At 73.3% G+C, this 18,214-nt stretch carries 15 protein-coding genes; 6 read left to right on the plus strand and 9 right to left on the minus strand.

Annotated features, from left to right (window positions below; genetic code table 11):
- Positions 1-389: 389 nt before the first annotated feature.
- Positions 390-1,652, plus strand: coding sequence for an activator-dependent family glycosyltransferase (locus tag ACQPYD_RS31740; protein WP_433702194.1), 1,263 nt, complete (start codon positions 390-392; stop codon positions 1,650-1,652).
- 103 nt (positions 1,653-1,755) lie between these two features.
- On the opposite strand, the gene ACQPYD_RS31745 is transcribed toward ACQPYD_RS31740, so the two are convergent.
- Entirely contained in the window at positions 1,756-3,033 is a 1,278-nt protein-coding gene (locus ACQPYD_RS31745) for an activator-dependent family glycosyltransferase (RefSeq protein WP_433699036.1), read from the minus strand.
- A 356-nt stretch (positions 3,034-3,389) separates the two neighbouring features.
- On the opposite strand from ACQPYD_RS31745, the gene ACQPYD_RS31750 reads away from it, so the two are divergent.
- Positions 3,390-4,376, plus strand: coding sequence for an aldo/keto reductase (locus tag ACQPYD_RS31750; protein WP_267947217.1), 987 nt, complete (start codon positions 3,390-3,392; stop codon positions 4,374-4,376).
- Between the two features lie 105 nt (positions 4,377-4,481).
- Here the strand turns inward: ACQPYD_RS31750 and ACQPYD_RS31755 are convergent, their stop codons facing one another.
- The 5 genes from ACQPYD_RS31755 to rfbA all read right to left on the minus strand — a co-directional run bounded on the left by ACQPYD_RS31755 (position 4,482) and on the right by rfbA (position 10,277).
- On the minus strand, positions 4,482-5,522 hold the full coding sequence (locus ACQPYD_RS31755) for a ketoacyl-ACP synthase III family protein (RefSeq protein WP_433699037.1): 1,041 nt from the start codon (positions 5,520-5,522) through the stop codon (positions 4,482-4,484).
- Positions 5,523-5,655: 133 nt separating this feature from the next.
- On the minus strand, positions 5,656-7,155 hold the full coding sequence (locus ACQPYD_RS31760; protein ID WP_433699038.1) for an aromatic amino acid lyase: 1,500 nt from the start codon (positions 7,153-7,155) through the stop codon (positions 5,656-5,658).
- A complete protein-coding gene (locus tag ACQPYD_RS31765; RefSeq protein ID WP_433699039.1) occupies positions 7,152-8,264 on the minus strand; it encodes an AMP-binding protein in 1,113 nt (370 codons plus the stop codon). The genes ACQPYD_RS31760 and ACQPYD_RS31765 overlap by 4 nt, the downstream gene beginning before the upstream one ends.
- Before the next feature lie 121 nt (positions 8,265-8,385).
- Positions 8,386-9,384, minus strand: coding sequence for a dTDP-glucose 4,6-dehydratase (rfbB, locus tag ACQPYD_RS31770; RefSeq protein ID WP_433699040.1), 999 nt, complete (start codon positions 9,382-9,384; stop codon positions 8,386-8,388).
- On the minus strand, positions 9,381-10,277 hold the full coding sequence (gene rfbA, locus ACQPYD_RS31775; protein WP_433702195.1) for a glucose-1-phosphate thymidylyltransferase RfbA: 897 nt from the start codon (positions 10,275-10,277) through the stop codon (positions 9,381-9,383). The genes rfbB and rfbA overlap by 4 nt, the downstream gene beginning before the upstream one ends.
- 326 nt (positions 10,278-10,603) lie before the next feature.
- On the opposite strand from rfbA, the gene ACQPYD_RS31780 reads away from it, so the two are divergent.
- Positions 10,604-11,812 (plus strand): nucleotide disphospho-sugar-binding domain-containing protein, encoded by a 1,209-nt coding sequence (locus ACQPYD_RS31780; RefSeq protein ID WP_433699041.1) that lies wholly within the window; start codon positions 10,604-10,606, stop codon positions 11,810-11,812.
- Positions 11,813-11,825: 13 nt separating this feature from the next.
- Here ACQPYD_RS31780 and ACQPYD_RS31785 read toward each other — a convergent pair whose 3' ends face one another.
- The 3 genes from ACQPYD_RS31785 to ACQPYD_RS31795 all read right to left on the minus strand — a co-directional run bounded on the left by ACQPYD_RS31785 (position 11,826) and on the right by ACQPYD_RS31795 (position 13,855).
- A complete protein-coding gene (locus tag ACQPYD_RS31785; RefSeq protein ID WP_433699042.1) occupies positions 11,826-13,079 on the minus strand; it encodes an activator-dependent family glycosyltransferase in 1,254 nt (417 codons plus the stop codon).
- Between the two features lie 37 nt (positions 13,080-13,116).
- Positions 13,117-13,680, minus strand: coding sequence for an N-acetyltransferase (locus tag ACQPYD_RS31790; protein WP_433699043.1), 564 nt, complete (start codon positions 13,678-13,680; stop codon positions 13,117-13,119).
- 76 nt (positions 13,681-13,756) lie between these two features.
- Positions 13,757-13,855 carry a SapB/AmfS family lantipeptide gene (locus ACQPYD_RS31795; protein WP_267947225.1) on the minus strand — a complete coding sequence of 33 codons (99 nt, stop codon included), beginning with the start codon at positions 13,853-13,855 and terminating at the stop codon, positions 13,757-13,759.
- 319 nt (positions 13,856-14,174) lie between these two features.
- Here ACQPYD_RS31795 and ACQPYD_RS31800 point away from each other — a divergent pair, with 319 nt between their 5' ends.
- The 3 genes from ACQPYD_RS31800 to ACQPYD_RS31810 all read left to right on the plus strand — a co-directional run bounded on the left by ACQPYD_RS31800 (position 14,175) and on the right by ACQPYD_RS31810 (position 18,208).
- On the plus strand, positions 14,175-14,759 hold the full coding sequence (locus tag ACQPYD_RS31800) for a GNAT family N-acetyltransferase (RefSeq protein ID WP_433699044.1): 585 nt from the start codon (positions 14,175-14,177) through the stop codon (positions 14,757-14,759).
- A 53-nt stretch (positions 14,760-14,812) separates the two neighbouring features.
- Positions 14,813-17,344 carry a class III lanthionine synthetase LanKC gene (lanKC, locus tag ACQPYD_RS31805; RefSeq protein ID WP_433699045.1) on the plus strand — a complete coding sequence of 844 codons (2,532 nt, stop codon included), beginning with the start codon at positions 14,813-14,815 and terminating at the stop codon, positions 17,342-17,344.
- A 138-nt stretch (positions 17,345-17,482) separates the two neighbouring features.
- Positions 17,483-18,208, plus strand: coding sequence for a class I SAM-dependent DNA methyltransferase (locus ACQPYD_RS31810; RefSeq protein ID WP_433699046.1), 726 nt, complete (start codon positions 17,483-17,485; stop codon positions 18,206-18,208).
- Positions 18,209-18,214 lie beyond the last annotated feature (6 nt).

Genomic DNA, 18,214 nt, shown 5'->3' on the forward strand with positions numbered 1-18,214 from the left:
CCGGCGGCACAGGGAAAACAGGTCCCGAGGGATCTTGACGAGAAAGGATCGGTCCAGTATCCGGCCATTCACCTGTCCGGCGGATCGGCCGGTGCCTGGGAATCTACTTCATGCGCGCGGGACGCACGGAGCAGCACCGGGGGAGTCCTCGTCGGAGGCGGGGCGAACGACTTCCCTACAATCTCCCGCGCCGAAGATAAATGAGGCCCCGGCCGGTTCAGGTGGGCAATGATATGCGCGCGGAAGCAACTCTTGGCAAACCCGGTCGCGTGCCGATTGGTTCGGCCGGCAGGAAAGAATACGCCGCGGCCGGGACGGATCCGCGGCGCCGGGGGCCTCCCGGCCCGCTCCCGCGGCCGGCGGACGACACAGGGACGGAGGCGATGGCCGTGCGCGTGCTGATCGCGACGCAGGCGGAGAGAACCCACTTCCTGGGGATGGTGCCCCTGGCATGGGCGCTGCGGGCAGCGGGGCACGAGGTGCGGGTGGCGAGCCAGCCCGCGCTGGGGCCGACGGTGGCGGCGACGGGTCTGCCCTTCGTCCCGGTCGGCCGGGACCACCTCCTGCGCCGGATCATGCGCCAGTACCACGCGATGACGGGCGGGGAGGAGGACGAGTTCGACATGGCGGAGGACCGGGACGAGGTCCTCACCTGGGACTACCTGTTGGAGGGCTACCGCCTGACGGTCCCGTGGTGGTGGCGGATGGTGAACGACCCCATGGAGCAGGACCTGGTGGCGCTGTGCCGGGAGTGGAGGCCCGACCTCGTCGTCTGGGAGCCCATCACCTTCTCCGGCGCGATCGCGGCGCAGGCGTGCGGGGCGGCCCACGTGCGCTACCTCTGGGGCGCCGACATCTTCGCCCGCACCCGCCGCCGCTTCCTGGCCCGGATGGCCGAGCAGCCCGCGGCCGAGAGGGAGGACCCCCTGGCCGACTGGCTGGGCGCCCGCGCCGCCCGCCACGGCGTCGAGTACTCCGAGACCCTGGTCCACGGACAGGCCACCGTCGAGCAGGTCCCCGCCTCCCTCAGGGTCCCCACCCCCGAGGACCTCACCTACCTGCCGATGCGCTACGTCCCCTACAACGGCAGGGCCGTGGTCCCCCACTGGCTGCGCACCCCGCCCGAACGCCCCCGCATCGCCCTCACCCTCGGCACCAGCGCGGCCGAGTGGTACGGGGAGCACCAGCTCTCGCCCAAGGACGCGCTGGAGGGGTTGGCCGACCTGGACGCGGAGGTCGTGGCGACCCTGCCCGCCCACGAGCAGGACGCCCTGGGCCCCGTCCCCGCCAACACCCGCCTGACCGAGTACGTCCCCCTGCACGCACTCGCCCCCACCTGCGACGCCATGGTCACCCACGGCGGCCCCGGCACCGTCCTGACCGCCCTCACCAGCGGCACCCCCCAGCTCATGGCCCCCAACGTCAACATGTTCGACACCGTGCTGCTGTCGGGCCGGGTGCGGGACCGGGGGGCCGCCCTCGTCCTGGACCCCGACCGGGTCACCCCCGACGCCGTGGCCGCCGGGGTACGCGCACTCCTGGACGACCCCCGCCACACCAGGGCCGCCGACGCCCTGCGCGAGGAGATGGCCGCCATGCCCACACCCGCCGACCTCGCCCACACCCTCACCGGCCTCGCCCACCGGCGCTGACCCCCCGCGCGACCCCGGGCCACGGGGCCCCGCGCGGGTCGTGCGGGGCCGGGGCCCCTCCGGCGCGCGGCGGCGCTCCCCCGAACCGCCGGCGGCGCCCCGCTCAGGCCGGGCCCAGGGCCCCCTCCCGCACCAGGTCGGCCAGGACGCGCGCCGTCTCGGCGGGTGAGGGCATGGCGTCCATCTCCCGGCGCACCCGCGCCGCCGCCGCGGCGTGTCGGGGGTCCTCGACCAGGCGGCGCGCGGTGTCCCGCAGGCTCACGGCCCCGGCGTCCTCCGGCAGCACCACCAGCCCCGCCCCCTGGCGCTCCACCAGCCGCGACAGCAGGGGCGCGTCCAGCCGGGGCCCGGGCACGAGCAGTTGGGGCACCCCGTGGGACAGCCCCGAGCACAGGGTGCCGGGACCGGAGTGCGTGATCATGGCCGCGCAGGTCGGCGCCAGGACGTGCAGGGGCGCGTAGCCCACCAGCCGCACGTTGTCGGGGAGCGGGCCGAGCCCGGCCTCCTCCTCCGGCGGCAGGGTCGCGACGATCTCCGCGTCCAGCTCCCCCAGCCCCCGCAGGACCTCGCCCAGCGAGAACGTGTGCCCCCCGAACCACTCGGTCGTGCTGCTTCCCACGCTCAGCGCGATGCGGGGCCGCGTCGGCGGGGTGCGCAGCCAGTCGGGGACCACGGCCCTGCCGTTGTAGGGGACGTAGCGCAGGGGGAGGCGCCGGGCGCCGGTGGGCGCGGACAGGGTCAGGGAGTCGGGGAGGTAGTCCAGGGTGGCCCGGCCCCGGACGAGGTCCTCGGAGAACTCCACCCCGTAGCGCGCGGCGCGGTTCTCCAGCCAGGCGCGGACGGGGTCGTCGCGGTCGGCCTCGGGCTGCTCGGCCATGCGTCGCAGGTACTGCACCCGCATGGCGGCGAACAGGTCCAGGCTCCACAGGAACCGCACGTGGGGCGCACCGCACGCCTCCGCCGCGATCGCCCCCGCGAACGTGGTCGCCTCCCACACGACCAGGTCGGGCTTCCACGCGCGGCAGAACGACACCAGGTCGTCCAGCATCGGGTCGTTCACCATCCGCCACCACCAGGCCGCCGTGTCGCGCGCGCCCCACCGCAGCTCGTCCCACGGCAGGTCGTCGTCCCAGGCCTCGCCGACGTCGAACAGCCCCGGCGCCTCTCCCTCACCCCACTGGGTCACCACCTCGAAGTGCTTCTTCAGGAGGTGGTCGCGTCCGACCGCGACCGCGGACAGCCCCGCCCGGGCCAGGAACCCCGTCAGTTCGGGCTGGCTGGCGACGCGGACCTCGTGTCCGGCGGCGCGCAGTGCCCAAGCGAGGGACACCATGCCGATGAAGTGCGTCTTCTCCGCGTAGGAGGCGAGCAGTACACGCAAGGAGGCATCTCCGGACAGGAGCCGGAACCGCCGGAAGGCCGGTTCCGGGAGGGGCGGGCGGTGGGGTGCGGCACGGCGGCGGGAGCAGGGGCTCCGGGGACGGCGGGGCGCGGGTGTCGCGGGGTACGGTGCCCTTCGTCCGCGGGCGCCGGGGCGGCCTCTCCGCCGCCGGGCGCCGCCGGATCGCGAGCATAGCGGCGCGGGGTCCGCCCGGACGTGGAAGTCTTCTCCACGAGGCCCTTTCCGGACCCTTCCGGAGCGATAACGGCGGCATCCGGCGGCCGGCGCACCCGCACGAGTTCCGTTCGACCCCGAGTCCAGCTTTCTCTGCGAGACACCATGAAACAGGGGAGAGAATGCAGTACACACGCCTTGGCCGTACCGCGCTGGAGGTCAGCCGCCTCTGCCTGGGAACGCTGAATTTCGGCGTGAACACTCCGCGGGACGAGAGTTTCGCGATGATGGACAGCGCGCTCGAACACGGCGTCAACTTCTTCGACACCGCCAACCACTACGGGTGGCAGGTGCACAAGGGAATGACCGAGGAACTCATCGGGGAATGGTTCGACAAGGGCGAGGGGCGCCGCGACCGTTCCATTGTGGCGACCAAGGTCTTCAACCCCATGAGCGACTGGCCCAACGACCGCGGCCTCTCGGCCCGCCACATCATCGCCTCGTGCGAGGAGTCGCTGCGCAGGCTGCGCACGGACTGGATCGACCTCTTCCAGATGCACCACGTGGACCGCAACGCGCCATGGGAGGAGGTCTGGCAGGCGATGGAGATCCTCGTCCACCAGGGCAAGGTGCGCTACGTGGGCTCCTCCAACTTCGCGGGCTGGCACCTGGCCTCCGCCCAGGAGGCCGCGAACCGGCGCAACTTCCTCGGCCTGGTCTCGGAGCAGTGCGCGTACAACCTGGTCACGCGCCACGTGGAGCTGGAGGTCCTGCCCGCGGCGGCGTCCTACGGCATCGGGATCCTGACCTGGTCGCCGCTGCACGGCGGCCTGCTGGGCGGCGCCATCCGCAAGCTCCGCGAGGGCACCGCCGTCAAGACGGCCAAGAGCCGGGCGATGGAGGTGCTGCGCGAGCGCGGGGACACGATCGCCGCCTACGAGGACCTCTGCGACTCCGTGGGCCGCGACCCGGCCGAGCTGTCGATCGCGTGGGTGCTCTCGCGCCCGGGGGTCAACTCGACCATCGTCGGACCGCGCACCCTGGGCCAGCTCGACGGCGCGATCCGGGCCCTGGAGACGGGGATCGACGCGGAGACCGCCGAGCGGATCGACGCCCTGTTCCCCCCGGTGGGCAAGGGCGGCCCCGCCCCCGAGGCCTGGTCGTGGTGAGACCGGGGGCCCGGCGGGCCCCCGGTCCCCCTCACGCGGCCGCCCGCCGGCCGGTCCTCCGGACGCGGGCTCCGGGGCCCGCCCGCCTCCGGCGCCTCCCCCGTCTCAGGAGCCGGGCGGGGCGTCGGCGATCCGCACCACGGCACAGGAGAGCGTGACCCCCGAGCCCAGTCCGCCCAGGACCACGTGGTCCCCGGGCCGGACCCCGCCCTCGTCCAGCAGGTGGCGCAGCCCGATGAAGGGGTCGGCGGCCCCGATGTGGCCGATGGTCCGGCCGTGGCTCCACGTCGACTTCTCCATGGGGAGCTTGAGGACGTCCATCCAGCGGTGCTCCACCGCTCCCGGGCCCAGGTTGCTGAAGGTGGCGCGGGCGATGTCGCCGAAGCCCACCCCGGCCTCCGCGAGGGTGCGGCCGACCAGCAGCATCATCTTCTGCTGGAGGGTGAACCAGGCGAGGTCCACCTCCGGGTCCTCCTCGCCCTTCTCGGAGAGGGCGCGCCCCCGGGCGCGGAGGTCCAGTGCGGTGCCGGTCGTGGCCGCCGGGGGGAACTCGGGCTCCCCCGCCCGGTGCAGCTCCTCCAGCTCGGGGACGACCATCGAGCCCACCGAGAGCACCCGGGCCAGGCCGGGGGCCCGCCCCAGGAGGACCGCGCAGGCGCCGTCTCCCATCACGAAGGCCCCCGAGCGCCACCTGTCGACGTTCGGGGTGCTGAAGTTGTCGGCCGCGACGAGGAGGGCGGTGGCGCTCTCCGGGGCGCCGCGCAGGTGCGGCTCGGTCAGCTCCATCGCGGTGAACAGGGCGTTGCACCCCTGGCGCAGCTCCCCCGCGATGACGTCGCCCCGGACGAGGTGGTGCTGGAGGTGGTACTGCGGGAACCAGACGTCGGGGCCCTGGTGCCAGATGTCCGTGTAGAGGAGGACGCGCGTGTCGTCGGGGTCGGCCCCCGCCTGGCCGTACGCCTCGCGGGCGCTGCGGAGCGCCATCTCCGGGGCGGGGAGCTCGCCCGCGACGGCGGCGCCGGCCATGTCGTGGACGGCCGCCTCCTCCGCCGTGGTGAGTCCCTCGGCCACGGCGGTCTCCACGCTCACCCGGGTCTCGGGGAGGTACACACCGAGGCCCCGGATCCATAGTTCTGGCGTCTGCAAGGCGAACCCTTCCCTGTGGGGTGCGACCTGGCGGTACGCCCCGTCTGACATGCGAACCCCCCGTCCGTGACGCGGACGGGGCGGGTGGGGCCGGGCGGGCGGCGGGCGGTCGGCCCGCCGCGCGCGGCCGGTCTCAGGCGTCCCGGTGCACCCACTCGCCGGACCTGGCGCGGGCCTCCTCCGCGAGGGCGTCGCGCACGGCCCGCACCTCCGCGGCGAGGGGGCGGTCCCGGTCCAGCGGCGGGGACAGCTCGGCGATCCGGCCCCACAGCCCCGTCTCCCCGGTCCTGCCGGTGAGCGCGGCGAGCTGGGCCAGGCCCACGCCGAGCGAGCCGACGACCAGCCACGCCAGGTCCAGGGCCTGGGCGAGGGAGTTCGCGCCGTTGAGCGCCATGGGCACGTGGTCCTGGTTCCCGTTGTTGCAGGGCAGGGCGGTGAGGGTGGCGGGGGTCACGAGTTGGCGGATCCGCGAGACGAACGAGGTGGCGCTGACCTGGACCCCGGCCAGGCCGCTTCCCGCCCCGGGCCGGGGGGTGAGCATCGGCGGGAGTCCGCCGTTAGTGTCCGAGCCGCAGAGCAGGGACAGCTGCCGGTCGGCCATGTAGGCCACCTGCTGGAGGGCCAGGCCGAGCTGGTCCGAGCACAGGCCCACGGGCATCGCGTGGAAGTTGCCGCCGTGCAGGACCTCTCCCGCGCTGCTGACGGGGTTGTCGGTGGTCCCCACCGCCTCGCGCAGCAGGATGCGCTCCGCGGCGGCGAGCTGGTCGAGCACCGCGCCGAGGATCTGCGGCGCGCACCTGAGGCTGTAGGGCTCCTGGAGGGGCCTGGCCCCGTCGCGCTCGGCTCCGGCGGGGATGCCGGACCTGATCCACGCGGCGGCGGCGGCCTGGCCGCTCTGGCCGCGGGCCTCCGCGATCCCCGCCGCGTACGCCTGGGGGTTGGCCCCCAGCAGGTCCACCATCCGGGCGGTCATCAGCGCCGCCGCGCGGACCACGTCCTCGACCTGGCGGTGGTTGTCGACGGTGACGGCGAGGCTGACCCCGCTGCCGTTGACGAAGGACAGGGCCTCGCGTGCGTTCCACCGGACCGGGGACGCGCCCAGGCGGCCCAGGGCCTCGGCGGCGGGTCTGCGCGACCAGGCGCCGGAGTCCTCGCGCACCCAGGCCTCGCCCTGGCCCGCGAACGCCAGGGCCGCGCTGGCCAGGGGCTGGAGGTCCCCGCTGGCGCTCACCGTGCCCTCACGCGGGATGACGGGGGTGAAACCGCGGTTCCACAGCCCGACGAGCTCCTGCCAGAAGTCGACCGACACCGCGGAGTAGCCGCGGCGCATGCTCGTGAGCCGGAGGGCGACCACGAGTCGGCTGACCTCGGGCGACAGCGGTTCCCCCTGCGCGCTGCCGAGGTGGGCGATGAGTCCGTCCCCCTGCTCGCCCGCGGACTCCGAGGCGGGGAAGGCCACGAGCGGGCCGAAGCCGCGCGTGACCCCGTAGACGTCGGCGCCGTCGGCCAGGTGCTTGGCCATGGTCGTGGCGCTGGCCTGCATCCGCGAGAGGTCGCCGTCGGTCCAGCCGATGCGCGCGTCCCACGCGGCCCGGCTGACGACCTCGGCCAGGCTGGTCGGCGTTGGCGTCATCTGTCCACTCCTTCGGGGCGGGCGCGCGCGGACTGCACGCGCCGAAGTTTGCCTGTCTCGGAGCGGTCGATCCGCTCCACCGTCCGCACGCTGCGGGGACGGTATTCGATCCGGTCGAGCGCCCTCCGGAGCTCCTCCGCGTCGGGGGCCCCGGCCGACGCCGGGACGATCAGGAGGTCGAAGTGCTCCCCGGTCAGCGGGTCGAGCACCGGGACGCACGCCAGGTCCTCGCAGTCGAGGACGCCGGCCAGCCTCTCCTCCATGAGGTCGAGGTCCAGGCGCCGCCCGTTGACGTTGACGAGCCGGGTCCGGCGTCCCGCGAACCCGAAGGTCCGGTCGCCGAGCCGGACCACGTGGTCGTCCATCCGGCACTCCGCGACCGGGGCCCCCGTACCGGGCCGCGCGATGCGGGGGCTGCGGACCACCAGGGGGTCCTCCGCCCCGGGGCGGTCCGGGCCGTGCCCGAACTCGACGTCGGAGAACAGGTGCCACGGCGGGTTGTGGGGGCTCCACTCGCGGTGGGCGACGCCTCCGGTCTCCGTCGATCCGAAGATCTCGGTCAGGCTCGCGCGGTCGCCCGCCGCGGAGAGCAGGTCGTGCGCGCTGCGCGGGACCACCGCCGTGCTGTGGACGAACGCGAGGCGTTCGGCCGCGTCGATCCAGTTCGTGCGGCTGAGGAGGATCCGGAAGGTCCACGGGATCGCCATCACCGCCCAGCGGCGGTGGTCGGTGGGCGGCAGCTGGGCGAACTGGGGCACGTACCAGACGGGCACGCCGAGGAGGGCGGGCACGAGCACGCTGGCGAGCATCCCGTAGAGGTGCCGCGGCGGCGCGAAGGACACGACCGCCTCGGGGCGGGCGTCCTCCAGCAGCGCGGCGAGCAGGCCCGCCTCCGACACGAGCTGCTCGCGGGTGCGGTGCCAGACGGTCGGACGGCCGGTGCTTCCCGAGGTGGTGAACGCCGTCTCGGGGGGCAGCAGGCGGCCGAGGACCTGTTCCGCGGGTTCGTCCAGCGCGTCCCAGCGCACCGTCCACGGCCGTTCCGAGAGTTCGGGCGCCGCGGGGAGCCGTGTGATGAGGTCGCCGGGGGAGAGCTCGTCAACCGACACGTGAGTCCTGATCCGATCGGGGGTCGGGTCCCGGGCGGGGCCGGGACGGGGGGGTACGGGTCCGCGCCGGCGTCGTCTGTTGTCCCGCCGGCGGGACGGGCGGGCCGGGCGCGGGGACGCCTCAGCCGCCGTCCTCCGCTTGGGAGAGGCGCTTCTTCAGCGGTTCCCACCACGCGCGGTTCTCCGTGTACCAGGCGACGGTGCGGGCCAACCCCTCCTCGAAGGAGACGGCGGGCCGGTAGCCCAGCCGCTCGGCGGCCTTGGTCCCGTCCACGGAGTAGCGGCGGTCGTGGCCCTTGCGGTCGGCGACGAAGCGGACCATCGAGGAGTCGTGCCCGAGCAGCTCCAGGAGCGCGTCGGTGACCTCCAGGTTCCGCTTCTCGACCGATCCGCCGATGTTGTAGACCTCGCCGGGCTCACCGTGCTCGGCCGCCAGGGCGAGGGCGTCGCAGTGGTCGTCCACGTGGACCCACTCGCGGACGTTGCCGCCGTCCCCGTAGACGGGCACCGGCGTCCCGTCCAGCAGGTTGGTCACGAAGAGCGGGATCATCTTCTCCGGGAACTGGAACGGCCCGTAGTTGTTGGCGCACCGGGTGACGCAGACCCGCATGCCGTAGGTCCGGTGGAAGGACCGCGCCAGGAGGTCGGAGGCGCTCTTGGAGGCCGAGTACGGGGAGTTGGGCTCCAGGGGGTCGGTCTCGACCCACGATCCCGAGCCGAGCGTCCCGTAGACCTCGTCCGTGGAGACCAGGACGAAGTTCTCCACGTTCTCGGCCAGTGCCGAGTCCAGCAGGTGGAAGGTGCCCATGACGTTGGTGCGGACGAAGCAGCCGGCGTCCGAGATCGAACGGTCCACGTGGGTCTCGGCGGCGCAGTGCACCACGAGGGACACCCCGCCCATGAGTCCGCGCACGAGCTGTTCGTCGCACACGTCACCCTGGACGAAGGTCAGGCGCGGGTCGTCGGCCACGGAGGCCAGGCTCTCCGTCGTGCCGGCGTAGGTCAGCTTGTCCAGGACCACGATCTCGGCGTCCGCGTACCGCGGATAGGAGCCGGCGAGGACACGTCTGACGAAATTGGAACCGATGAATCCGGCGCCACCGGTGACCAGGATCTTCATACACCCGCACCCTGCCACACCCCTGCCGCCCTGCGGGCGGCCTCCATGACGTACGCGCCATAGCGGGAATTGGGCATCTCTTCCCCGAGCCGATAGCACTCGTCCGCTCCGATGAAGCCCATGTGCAAGGCGATCTCCTCAAGACAGGCGACCCGGACACCGGTCCCCCGGGCCGTGGTGGAAACGTATCGGCTTCCCTCCAACAGGGATTCCTCGGTGCCGAGGTCGAGCCAGGTTATTTCGTTCCCCATGGTCACGAGTTCGGCCCGGCCCCTTTCCAGGTAGACGCGGTTGACATCGGTGATCTCCAGTTCGCCCCGCGCGGAGGGGACGATGCTCTCGGCGATGTCCACCACGTCCTGGTCGTAGAAGTAGAGGCCCGTGACCGCGCAGTCCGAACGAGGGGCGGCCGGCTTCTCCTCCAGGCTCTCGAACCTGCCCGTGTCCCCGAATCCCGCGACCGCGTACTGCCGGGGGTCGCTCACCCTGGTTCCGAAGAGCGTGCACCCGGACGTCGAGGTCGCGGCCCGGTCGAGCAGTCCGCCGAAGCCCTCGCCGTGAAAGATGTTGTCCCCCAGCACGAGGGCGCTACGGCTCCCCCGGATGTGGTCCCGGCCGATGAGCAGCGCCTCGGCGATCCCCTTGGGCTCGGGCTGGGTCGCGTACCGGATCTCGATCCCCAGCGAACTCCCGGTGCCGAGCACCTGACGGATCAGGGGAAGGCTCTCAGGATTGGTGATCAGGAGGATCTCGCGGATTCCAGCCGTCATCAGCACGGAGATCGGGTAGTAGAACATCGGCTTGTCGTAAACCGGGAAAAGGTGTTTGGAAATACTTCGGGCAGCGGGAAACAGGCGGCTGCCAGTGCCACCCGCCAACACAATACCTTTCATGGTGACTCCCAGAGAGGTCCGAACATCGATATTGCCGGGCAAGTACGGCGCGAACATACTGCTGCGCTATGCCCACCGGCCTGGATCCAGCACCGGTGCTAGGCTCCCAGAACCTCTTCCGAAGGGATCGACACAACCGTACCGCCACGCCGGCTCGGAAGAGGAGAACAGGTTCGGAGTGCAACACCCGCAATGAACATGCAGCGGGCCGGGCTTGTCAAGGAGCGGTGTCGGCTTTCACCGATCGGACCATCGAAATCCCGGAAGTGGGGAACACCTTGCGAATCGTCGTCGCGGCATACGCGGACAAGGCTTATTTCTTTGGCATGGTGCCGACGGCGTGGGCGCTGCGTGCCGCCGGACACGAGGTGCGGATCGCCACCCAGCCCTCCATGGCCGAGGCGGCCGCCGAGACGGGCCTGACCGTGGTGCCGGTCGGGGGCGACCACACCCTCGCCGAGGTCGTGGCCCACGGGCGCGAGGAGCCGGGCGAGTCCATCTTCGACCTCTCCGAGGAGCGCCCGGAACGGCTGGGCGAGGAGAACCTGCGCGACGCCTACGAGGACCACGTCACCTGGTGGTGGAGACTCGTCAACGAGCCGATGGCGGAGGACCTCGTGGCGTTCTGCCGCGAGTGGAAGCCGGACCTGGTCCTGTGGGAGCCGAGCACCTACTCCGGGGCGATCGCCGCCGAGGCGTGCGGCGCGGCCCACGGGCGGTTCCTGTGGAGCGTCGACCTCTTCGCGCGCCTGCGGGGCCTCTACCGGGCGGCCGACCCCGACCCGGCCGTACCCGACGCGCTCACCGCCTGGCTCACCGAGGCCGCGGCCGCGTTCGGCGTGGACTTCTCCGAGGACCTCGTCCTGGGCCAGTTCTCCGTGCACCAGCTCCCCGAGGCGCTGCGGCTGCGGGAGCTGGAGACCGGGACGCACCTGAGCGTGCGCCCGGTGCCCTACGGGGGGAGCGCGGTCCTGCCGGCGTGGGCCCGCGAGGAGCCCAAGGGGCGGCGCGTGCTCGTCGACTGGGGTTCCTGGAGCAAGTCCCCGGAGGGCGCCGCCTCGTTCGTCGACGTGGTCGACGCGCTGATGGAGCTGGAGGCCGAGCCGGTCGTGCTCTCCCCGCGCTCCTGGGAGGACGCGCTGCCGGTGCTCCCGCCGGAGATCCGGGTCGCCGACTCGGCGGCCGCCCACCTGCTGATGGGGTCGTGCTCGCTGCTGGTGCACGGCGGGGGCTTCGACTCGTACTGCAACGCCCTGGTGGAGGGGCTCCCGCAGTTCGTCGTGCTCAACGCCGACCAGTTCGACGGGGGCCTGATCACGCGCGCGCTCCAGGAGCGGGGCGCCCTGCGCTCGGTGTCCCTCGCCTCGGCCCTGTCCGAGGGGGTCGACCAGCACCTGGCCGCCGTCCTCGACGGTCCCGGGGTGAGGGAGGCGGCCGAGCGGATGCGTGACGAGACCCTGTCCGCCCCCGCCCCGGACCAGCTGGTCCCGGCCCTGGAGCGGATCGCCGCCGCCCGGGGCGCCGGCGGGGCCTGAGGGGTCGGTCCGGTCAGCGCCGGCCGGCGAGGCCGGTGAGGGTGTGGGCGAGGTCGGCGGGTGTGGGCATGGCGGCGATGTCGTGTTGCAGGGTGTGTGCGGCGCGGGTGAAGGACGGGTCGTGCAGGAGGGCGCCGACGCCGTCGGCGACGGCCTCGGGGGTGACCCGGTCGGGGGGCAGGAGCAGGGCGGCGCCCCGGTCCCGCACGAGACCGGACAGCACCGGGATGTCGAACATCCGGGGGTGCGGCGCCAGGAGCTGCGGGATCCCGCCGGTCAGCGCGGTCAGGACGGTGCCGGGGCCGCCGTGGGTGATCATCGCGGCGCAGGTGGGGGCGAGTGCGTGCAGGGGGACGTACTCGGTCAGGCGGGCGTTGGCGGGGACGGCGCCGAGCTTGGCCTGCTCGTGGGCGGGCAGGGTGGCGACGACCTCCACGTCCAGATCGGCCAGCCCCTCCAGGAGGGCGCCCACGTCGACCGTGTAGCCCCCCAGCCTCAGGCTCGCGCTCGTGCCGAGGCTGAGCCCGACGCGGGGGCGTCCGGGCGGGGTGCGCAGCCAGTCGGGGACCACGGCCCTGCCGTTGTAGGGGACGTAGCGCATCGGCAGGTAGTCCAGGTGGGAGGGCGTGTCCACCCTCAGGGACGCGGGGACCTGTTCGAGGGTGGCCTGTCCGTGGACCAGGGTCTCGGAGAACTCCACCCCGTACCGGGCGGCGCGCGCCCCCAGCCAGGCGGCCAGGGGATCCTCCCTCTCGGCCCCGGGTTGCTCGGCCATCCGCGCCAGGAACCGCGCCCGGACCCGGGCGAACAGGTCCACGCTCCACAGGTGCCGCACGTGCGCGGCGCCGCACAGCTCGGCGGCGAGGGGGGCCGCGTAGGTCGACGGCTCCCAGACGACGAGGTCGGGTCCCCACTCCCGGCAGAACGCCACCAGGTCGTCCAGCATGGGGTCGTTCACCATCCGCCACCACCAGGTGACCACCTTGCCGTAGCCCTCGCGCAGGTAGTCCCAGGTGAGGACCTCGTCCCGGTCCTCCGCCATGTCGAAGTCCAGATGCCGGTCGGCCAGCCCGTTCCGGCTGACCCTGGCGAAGTGGTGGTCCCTGCCGACGGGGACGAAGGGCAGTCCCGCCTCTGCGGCCACGGACCGCAGGTGCGGCTGGCTCGCCACCCTCACCTCGTGCCCGGCCGCCCTCAGGGCCCACGCCAGGGGCACCGTCCCCAGGAAGTGGGTCCTCTCCGCCTGCGTCGCGATCAGCACCCTCATCGCGGCCCCCGCCCCGCGCCCCCGTGCCGGACGGCGCTCACGCCGACCCGGCCCCCGCCGCCGCGCGTACGTAGACGGCGCCGGCCGCGTCCCACTCCTCCCGGTAGACGGCGAAGATCCGCACGGAGCGCAGCCTCTCCCCGTCGCGCAGGTACTCGGTCAGGGTGCCCTCCCTGGGCGTCGGCGTCCCCGTCGCGCGCAGGCCCGGGAGCCCGCTGTCGACCACCCAGAAGTAGAGCTTGCGGATGTTCCACATCGAGAAGGCGTAGTTGACGGCGAGGGCGTGGGCGTCCGTCACGCCCTCCTCCCCGAGCAGTGCCGCGTCCAGGGCGAGGGCGCACTTCACGTAGCGCCCGTTCGGGTTGAGGGAGTGCAGGGAGGCGTACCCGCAGACCCGGCCGGACGCCGGGTCCTCCACGAAGAACTGGGCGGCCACGCCCTCGAACTGCTTGGGCCAGAGCGAGGTGAAGACGTCGCGGCTCGGCAACCCGGCCAGACCGAGCCCGGAGAGCTCGTCGTGGACCGCCTCCCCGAACCTCTCGCCGGTGGACGCGAGCCTGGCCGACCGCGTCTCCAGATAGGGGAAAACGATCTCGTGCACAACTTCTCCCGACACTTCTGGGCAGAGCAGAGAAAAGCGCTGTGAAGATTGGCATCTCCACAGCGCGTCAAAACAATCAGCTACAACCGAAGTAGCTGATGCCGCTGTTCAGCAGAACAGCCTCGTCGAGGACGGTGTCCATCTCCTGAAGAGACAGGACGTCGGTGTGAACCATGTCTGGGCTCCTTTCCTGTGCGCAGTCGGATACCGGCGGTTCAGAACCTAGGGCAATTTCTCCGGTGCGACAAGAAGCCCGCGACCCGGCCCCCGGCGGCCGTCCCCTCCCCCGGCCGGCCGCCGACGCGGGGAGCCGCCCGCGCCCCGTTCCGCGGACGGCACACGTGCTGTCCCGCCGGCGGGACGCCGGGACCTGCGCCCCGGGCGGCCCTCCGGGCCCCGAGCCGGCTCGGCCGCGGATCCCGTCCGGGCATGGGCGTGCGTGGACGCCCGGTCCCGGCCCGGCGGCCGGGGCACGGCCCCTAGAGTGTCGCGCCATGCTCACACCGCACCTCGAGACCCCGCGCGTCGGATTCAGCCCCCTCGCGCCGGAGAACGTCACGAAACTCTACGACCTCCTGACCGAACTGGGCCTGGAAAGCCTTCCCTCACGCGACGCCTTCTCCGAGTCCTACCACTCGGTGGCCAACCGATTCGTCGACGTATTCGAGATCCGGCTCCGGCGCACGGGCGAGGTCCTCGGTTTCGGGTCGATCCGCGAGCACGACCCGGCCGGTCATGTGAAACTGGGAATCTTCATGCGCACCGACCGCCTCCCCGTGGGCGTGGGCGCCGAATCCATGATGCTGCTCGTCAACCACGCTTTCGCGAATTGGGATTACCTCAGGAAAGTGTACGTTCTGACCACGGACGCGAGCCTGGGGCAATTCGGGTCGGCACTCCTGTCCACCCCCCGGGAGGCGTCACTCCCCCGACACGTCTACTTCCAGGGCCGGCTGTGGGACCTGCACTTCTACTCGGTGTCCCGGAGCGCCTGGACCGCCAACGGCGCTCCCATCCTCGACAGGATCGCGCGCGGGCCCAGGTCCAGGACCGCCGCCGGGGGCTCCCGGCCCGAGTGAGCCGCGCCCCGCGCGGCCGAGCCCGTACCGCCACGCCTCCCGGAGGGAAGCCCATGCTCGACCTGTTCGAGATGTACACGCTCGCGGACCCGCTGTTCTTCGAGGAGCCGAGCCGCCTGGCGGACGGCTCCCGCCACGCCCTCGTGGTCCCGGCGGAGTTCTCCGTGAGCGCGCTGGAGCCGCCGCCCGGCTGGAAGCGCACACGGAGCGGTCTCTGGCAGGTCGTCGCCCCCGAGGACCCCTCGCTGCCCGAGCAGGGCTGGAAGATCCACGTCTCGGCGACGGTGGACGGCGCGGACGCGACCTGCCGTGACGTGTGGGACTACTGCACCGGGCACGGGATCGCCTTCAAGTACCTTCTCGACAGGAACATCCTCGTCGCGGCCAACGCCAAGTACGCGGCCCGCGCGTCCAGCGGCAAGCTCCTGACCGTCTACCCGCGCGACGAGGAGGAGCTGGAGCGGACCCTGCACGGGCTCTCGGCCCTGGTCGGCGGGCGTCCCGGACCGTACGTCCTCAGCGACCTGCGGTGGGACCGGGGCCCCCTCTACGTCAGGTACGGCGCGTTCCGGGAGAGGTGGTGCCTCGACGCGCACGGCTCCCGGGTCCCCGCGCTGCGCGCGCCGGACGGCACCCTCGTCCCGGACCGACGCGTCCCCTCGTTCTCGCCCCCGTCCTGGGCGGCGCTCCCCGACGTCCTCAGGCCCCACCTGGCCGCCCGGTCCTCCGAGGAGCGCCAGCCCTACGTCGTGGAGAAGGCCCTGCACTTCTCCAACGGGGGCGGCATCTACCTGGGCCGCCGGGAGGAGGACGGCCTCCGGGTCGTCCTGAAGGAGGCCCGTCCGCACGCGGGCCTGGACCGGGACCTGCGGGACGCGGTGGCGCGCCAGGAGCGCGAGGAGGAGAACCTGCGCCGCCTGGACGGCGTCCCGGGCGTCCCCCGGCTCCTCGGGAGCTTCACGCTGGGCGGCCACCGGTTCCTGGTGCAGGAGTACAAGGAGGGCCGCACCCTGGGCTCGTGGGGCGCCGTCCACCACCCCGGTGTGACGGACGCCCGGCCCGGCGCCGACAGCCTCGCGGCCTTCACGGAGCGGGCCCTTCGCATCCTGGGCCGGCTGGAGGCGGTCCTCGCCGCCGTCCACGACCGCGGCCTCGTCTTCGGCGACCTGCACGCCAACAACGTCATCGTCGACTCCGAGGACGACGTCGCCCTCATCGACTACGAACTCGCCTTCGACGCGGACGACGACGGCCGACGGGCTCCGCTCGGCGCCCCCGGCTTCTCCGCGTCGGCCAGGACCGGCCCGGCCGTCGACGCCTACGCCCTCGCCGCGACGCGCCTGTCCGTCTTCCTCCCCTTCTCCCGGATCACCGCGCTCGCCCCGGAGAAGGCGTCCGCCCTGCTCGGCGTGCTCCGCGAGCTCTTCCCCGTGCCCCCGGCGTGGGCGGACGAGATCGAGCGCGAACTGGTCCCGGACTCCCCTCCCCCGGCGCCGACCCCGGTGACCCCTCGGGCCGTCGCCGCGGGCATCCGGGCGTCCGCCACGCCGGAGCGCACCGACCGGCTGTTCCCCGGAGACCTCCAGCAGTTCGTGTCCGGCGGCTACGGCATGGCCCACGGCGCGGCCGGGGTCCTGTGGGCGCTGGACCGTGCCGGGCAGGGGCGCTCGCAGGAGCACGAGGCGTGGCTGTTGGCGGCGTCGCGCCGCCTGCGCTCCCCCCGGCAGGGCTTCTACGACGGGGTCGCGGGCCTGGCGTACGCGCTGGACCACCTGGGCCACCGCGAGGAGGCCGCCGACCTGCTGGACCGCAACGCCGGGGAGCCCGTCGGGGGCGTCTCCCTCTTCTCCGGGACGGCCGGGGTCTGCGCGAACCTCGTGCACTTCGCCGCGGGGGACGCGGGGAGCGAGTACGCGGTCCGCGCCGCCGAGCTGGGCGGCCGGCTCGCCGAGGCGGTCGCGTCGGCCTCCGCGGACGGCCCGGCCGCCGGGCGGGCGGGGCTCATGCGCGGCTGGAGCGGCGTGGCCCTGGCCCTGCTCTCGCTGTACCGCGCCACGGGCGACACCGCCTGGACCGACGCCGCCGTGCGGGCGCTGCACCTGGACCTGGACCAGTGCGTCACCTCCCCCGACGGCGCCCTGCTGGTCCGCGACCGCGGCGCGCGCGCCCTCCCCAACATCGACGCCGGGGGGCTCGGCGTCGCCCTCGTCGTCCAGGAACTCCTGGCGCACAGGGCCGACGAGCGCTGCGCGGAGAGCCTTCCCGCACTGAGCCGGTCGTGCCACACCCTGCTGTACGCGCAGGCGGACCTGCTCCACGGCAAGGCCGGGCAGGTCGCGGCGCTCGCCCGGCTCGGCGGGGCGGAGGAGGACCTGCGCTCCCGCGTCCGCGAGCTGGAGTGGTACGCCCTGCCCTTCCGTGGCCACACCGCGTTCCACGGCGGACGGGTGCCGCGCCTGTCCATGGACCTCGCCACCGGCGGCGCCGGCGTCCTGCTGGCCCTGGCCGCGGCCTCCGGCGGCGGGAGCCCCTTCCTGCCGTTCTTCTCCGAGCCGCCCGCGACAACGGGGAACGGGACCGGCTGAGGACCCGCGCCGGGACCGCGCGGTCCCGGCGCCGACCCGGGCGCACCGCGCCCCGGCACGTGCACACAAGGCGGCCGCCAGGACCCGGGGCGGTGGACGCCCCCGGCCCCGGCGGCCACGGACGGAAAGGCCCATCCGATGTACGACAGCAGCTACGCGTCCGTGTACGACACCGTCATGATCCACCGCGGCAAGGACTACGACGCGGAGGCCGCGCTGATCGCCGGACTGGTCCGCGAGCGCAGTCCCGCGGCGGACTCCCTGCTGGACACCGCGTGCGGCACGGGGCTGCACCTGCGCGCCTTCTCCCGGCACTTCGACCGGGTCGCGGGGCTGGACGGGTCCGACGAGATGCTGGAGCTGGCCCGCGCCCGGGTGCCCGGCCTGCGGACGTGGCGCTCGGACCTGCGGGAGGTCGCGCTGGACACCCGGTTCGACGTCATCACGTGCATGTTCGCCGTTCCGCACCTGGAATCCGGGGACGAGCTCGTCTCCGTCGTCCAGGGGCTCGTGCGCCACCTGAACCCGGGCGGTGTCCTGGTGGTCGAGCCCTGGGTCGGACCGGAGGGGTTCACACCGGGGCACGTCTCCCGCGACCTGGTCGAGGACGGCGGCCGGACGGTCGTGCGCCTGTCCCACTCCACCCGCGTCACGGGCAGGCACGACCGGATGCGCATGGTCGTGCACTACGCGGTGGCCGACCCCGAGGAGGGCCTGAGCCACGCCACGGACGGGTGGGAGATGTCGCTGTTCACGCCGGAGCAGTACGCCGCGGCCTTCGAGAAGGCGGGCTGCACGGCCGAGCACCTGCGGATCGAGCCGTTCGCCCACGGCCTGTGGGTGGCCGTGCGCGCCGACGGCTGACCGGCG

The sequence above is a fragment of the Nocardiopsis sp. CA-288880 genome (assembly GCF_050955985.1).
GTDB lineage: Bacteria > Actinomycetota > Actinomycetes > Streptosporangiales > Streptosporangiaceae > Nocardiopsis > Nocardiopsis tropica.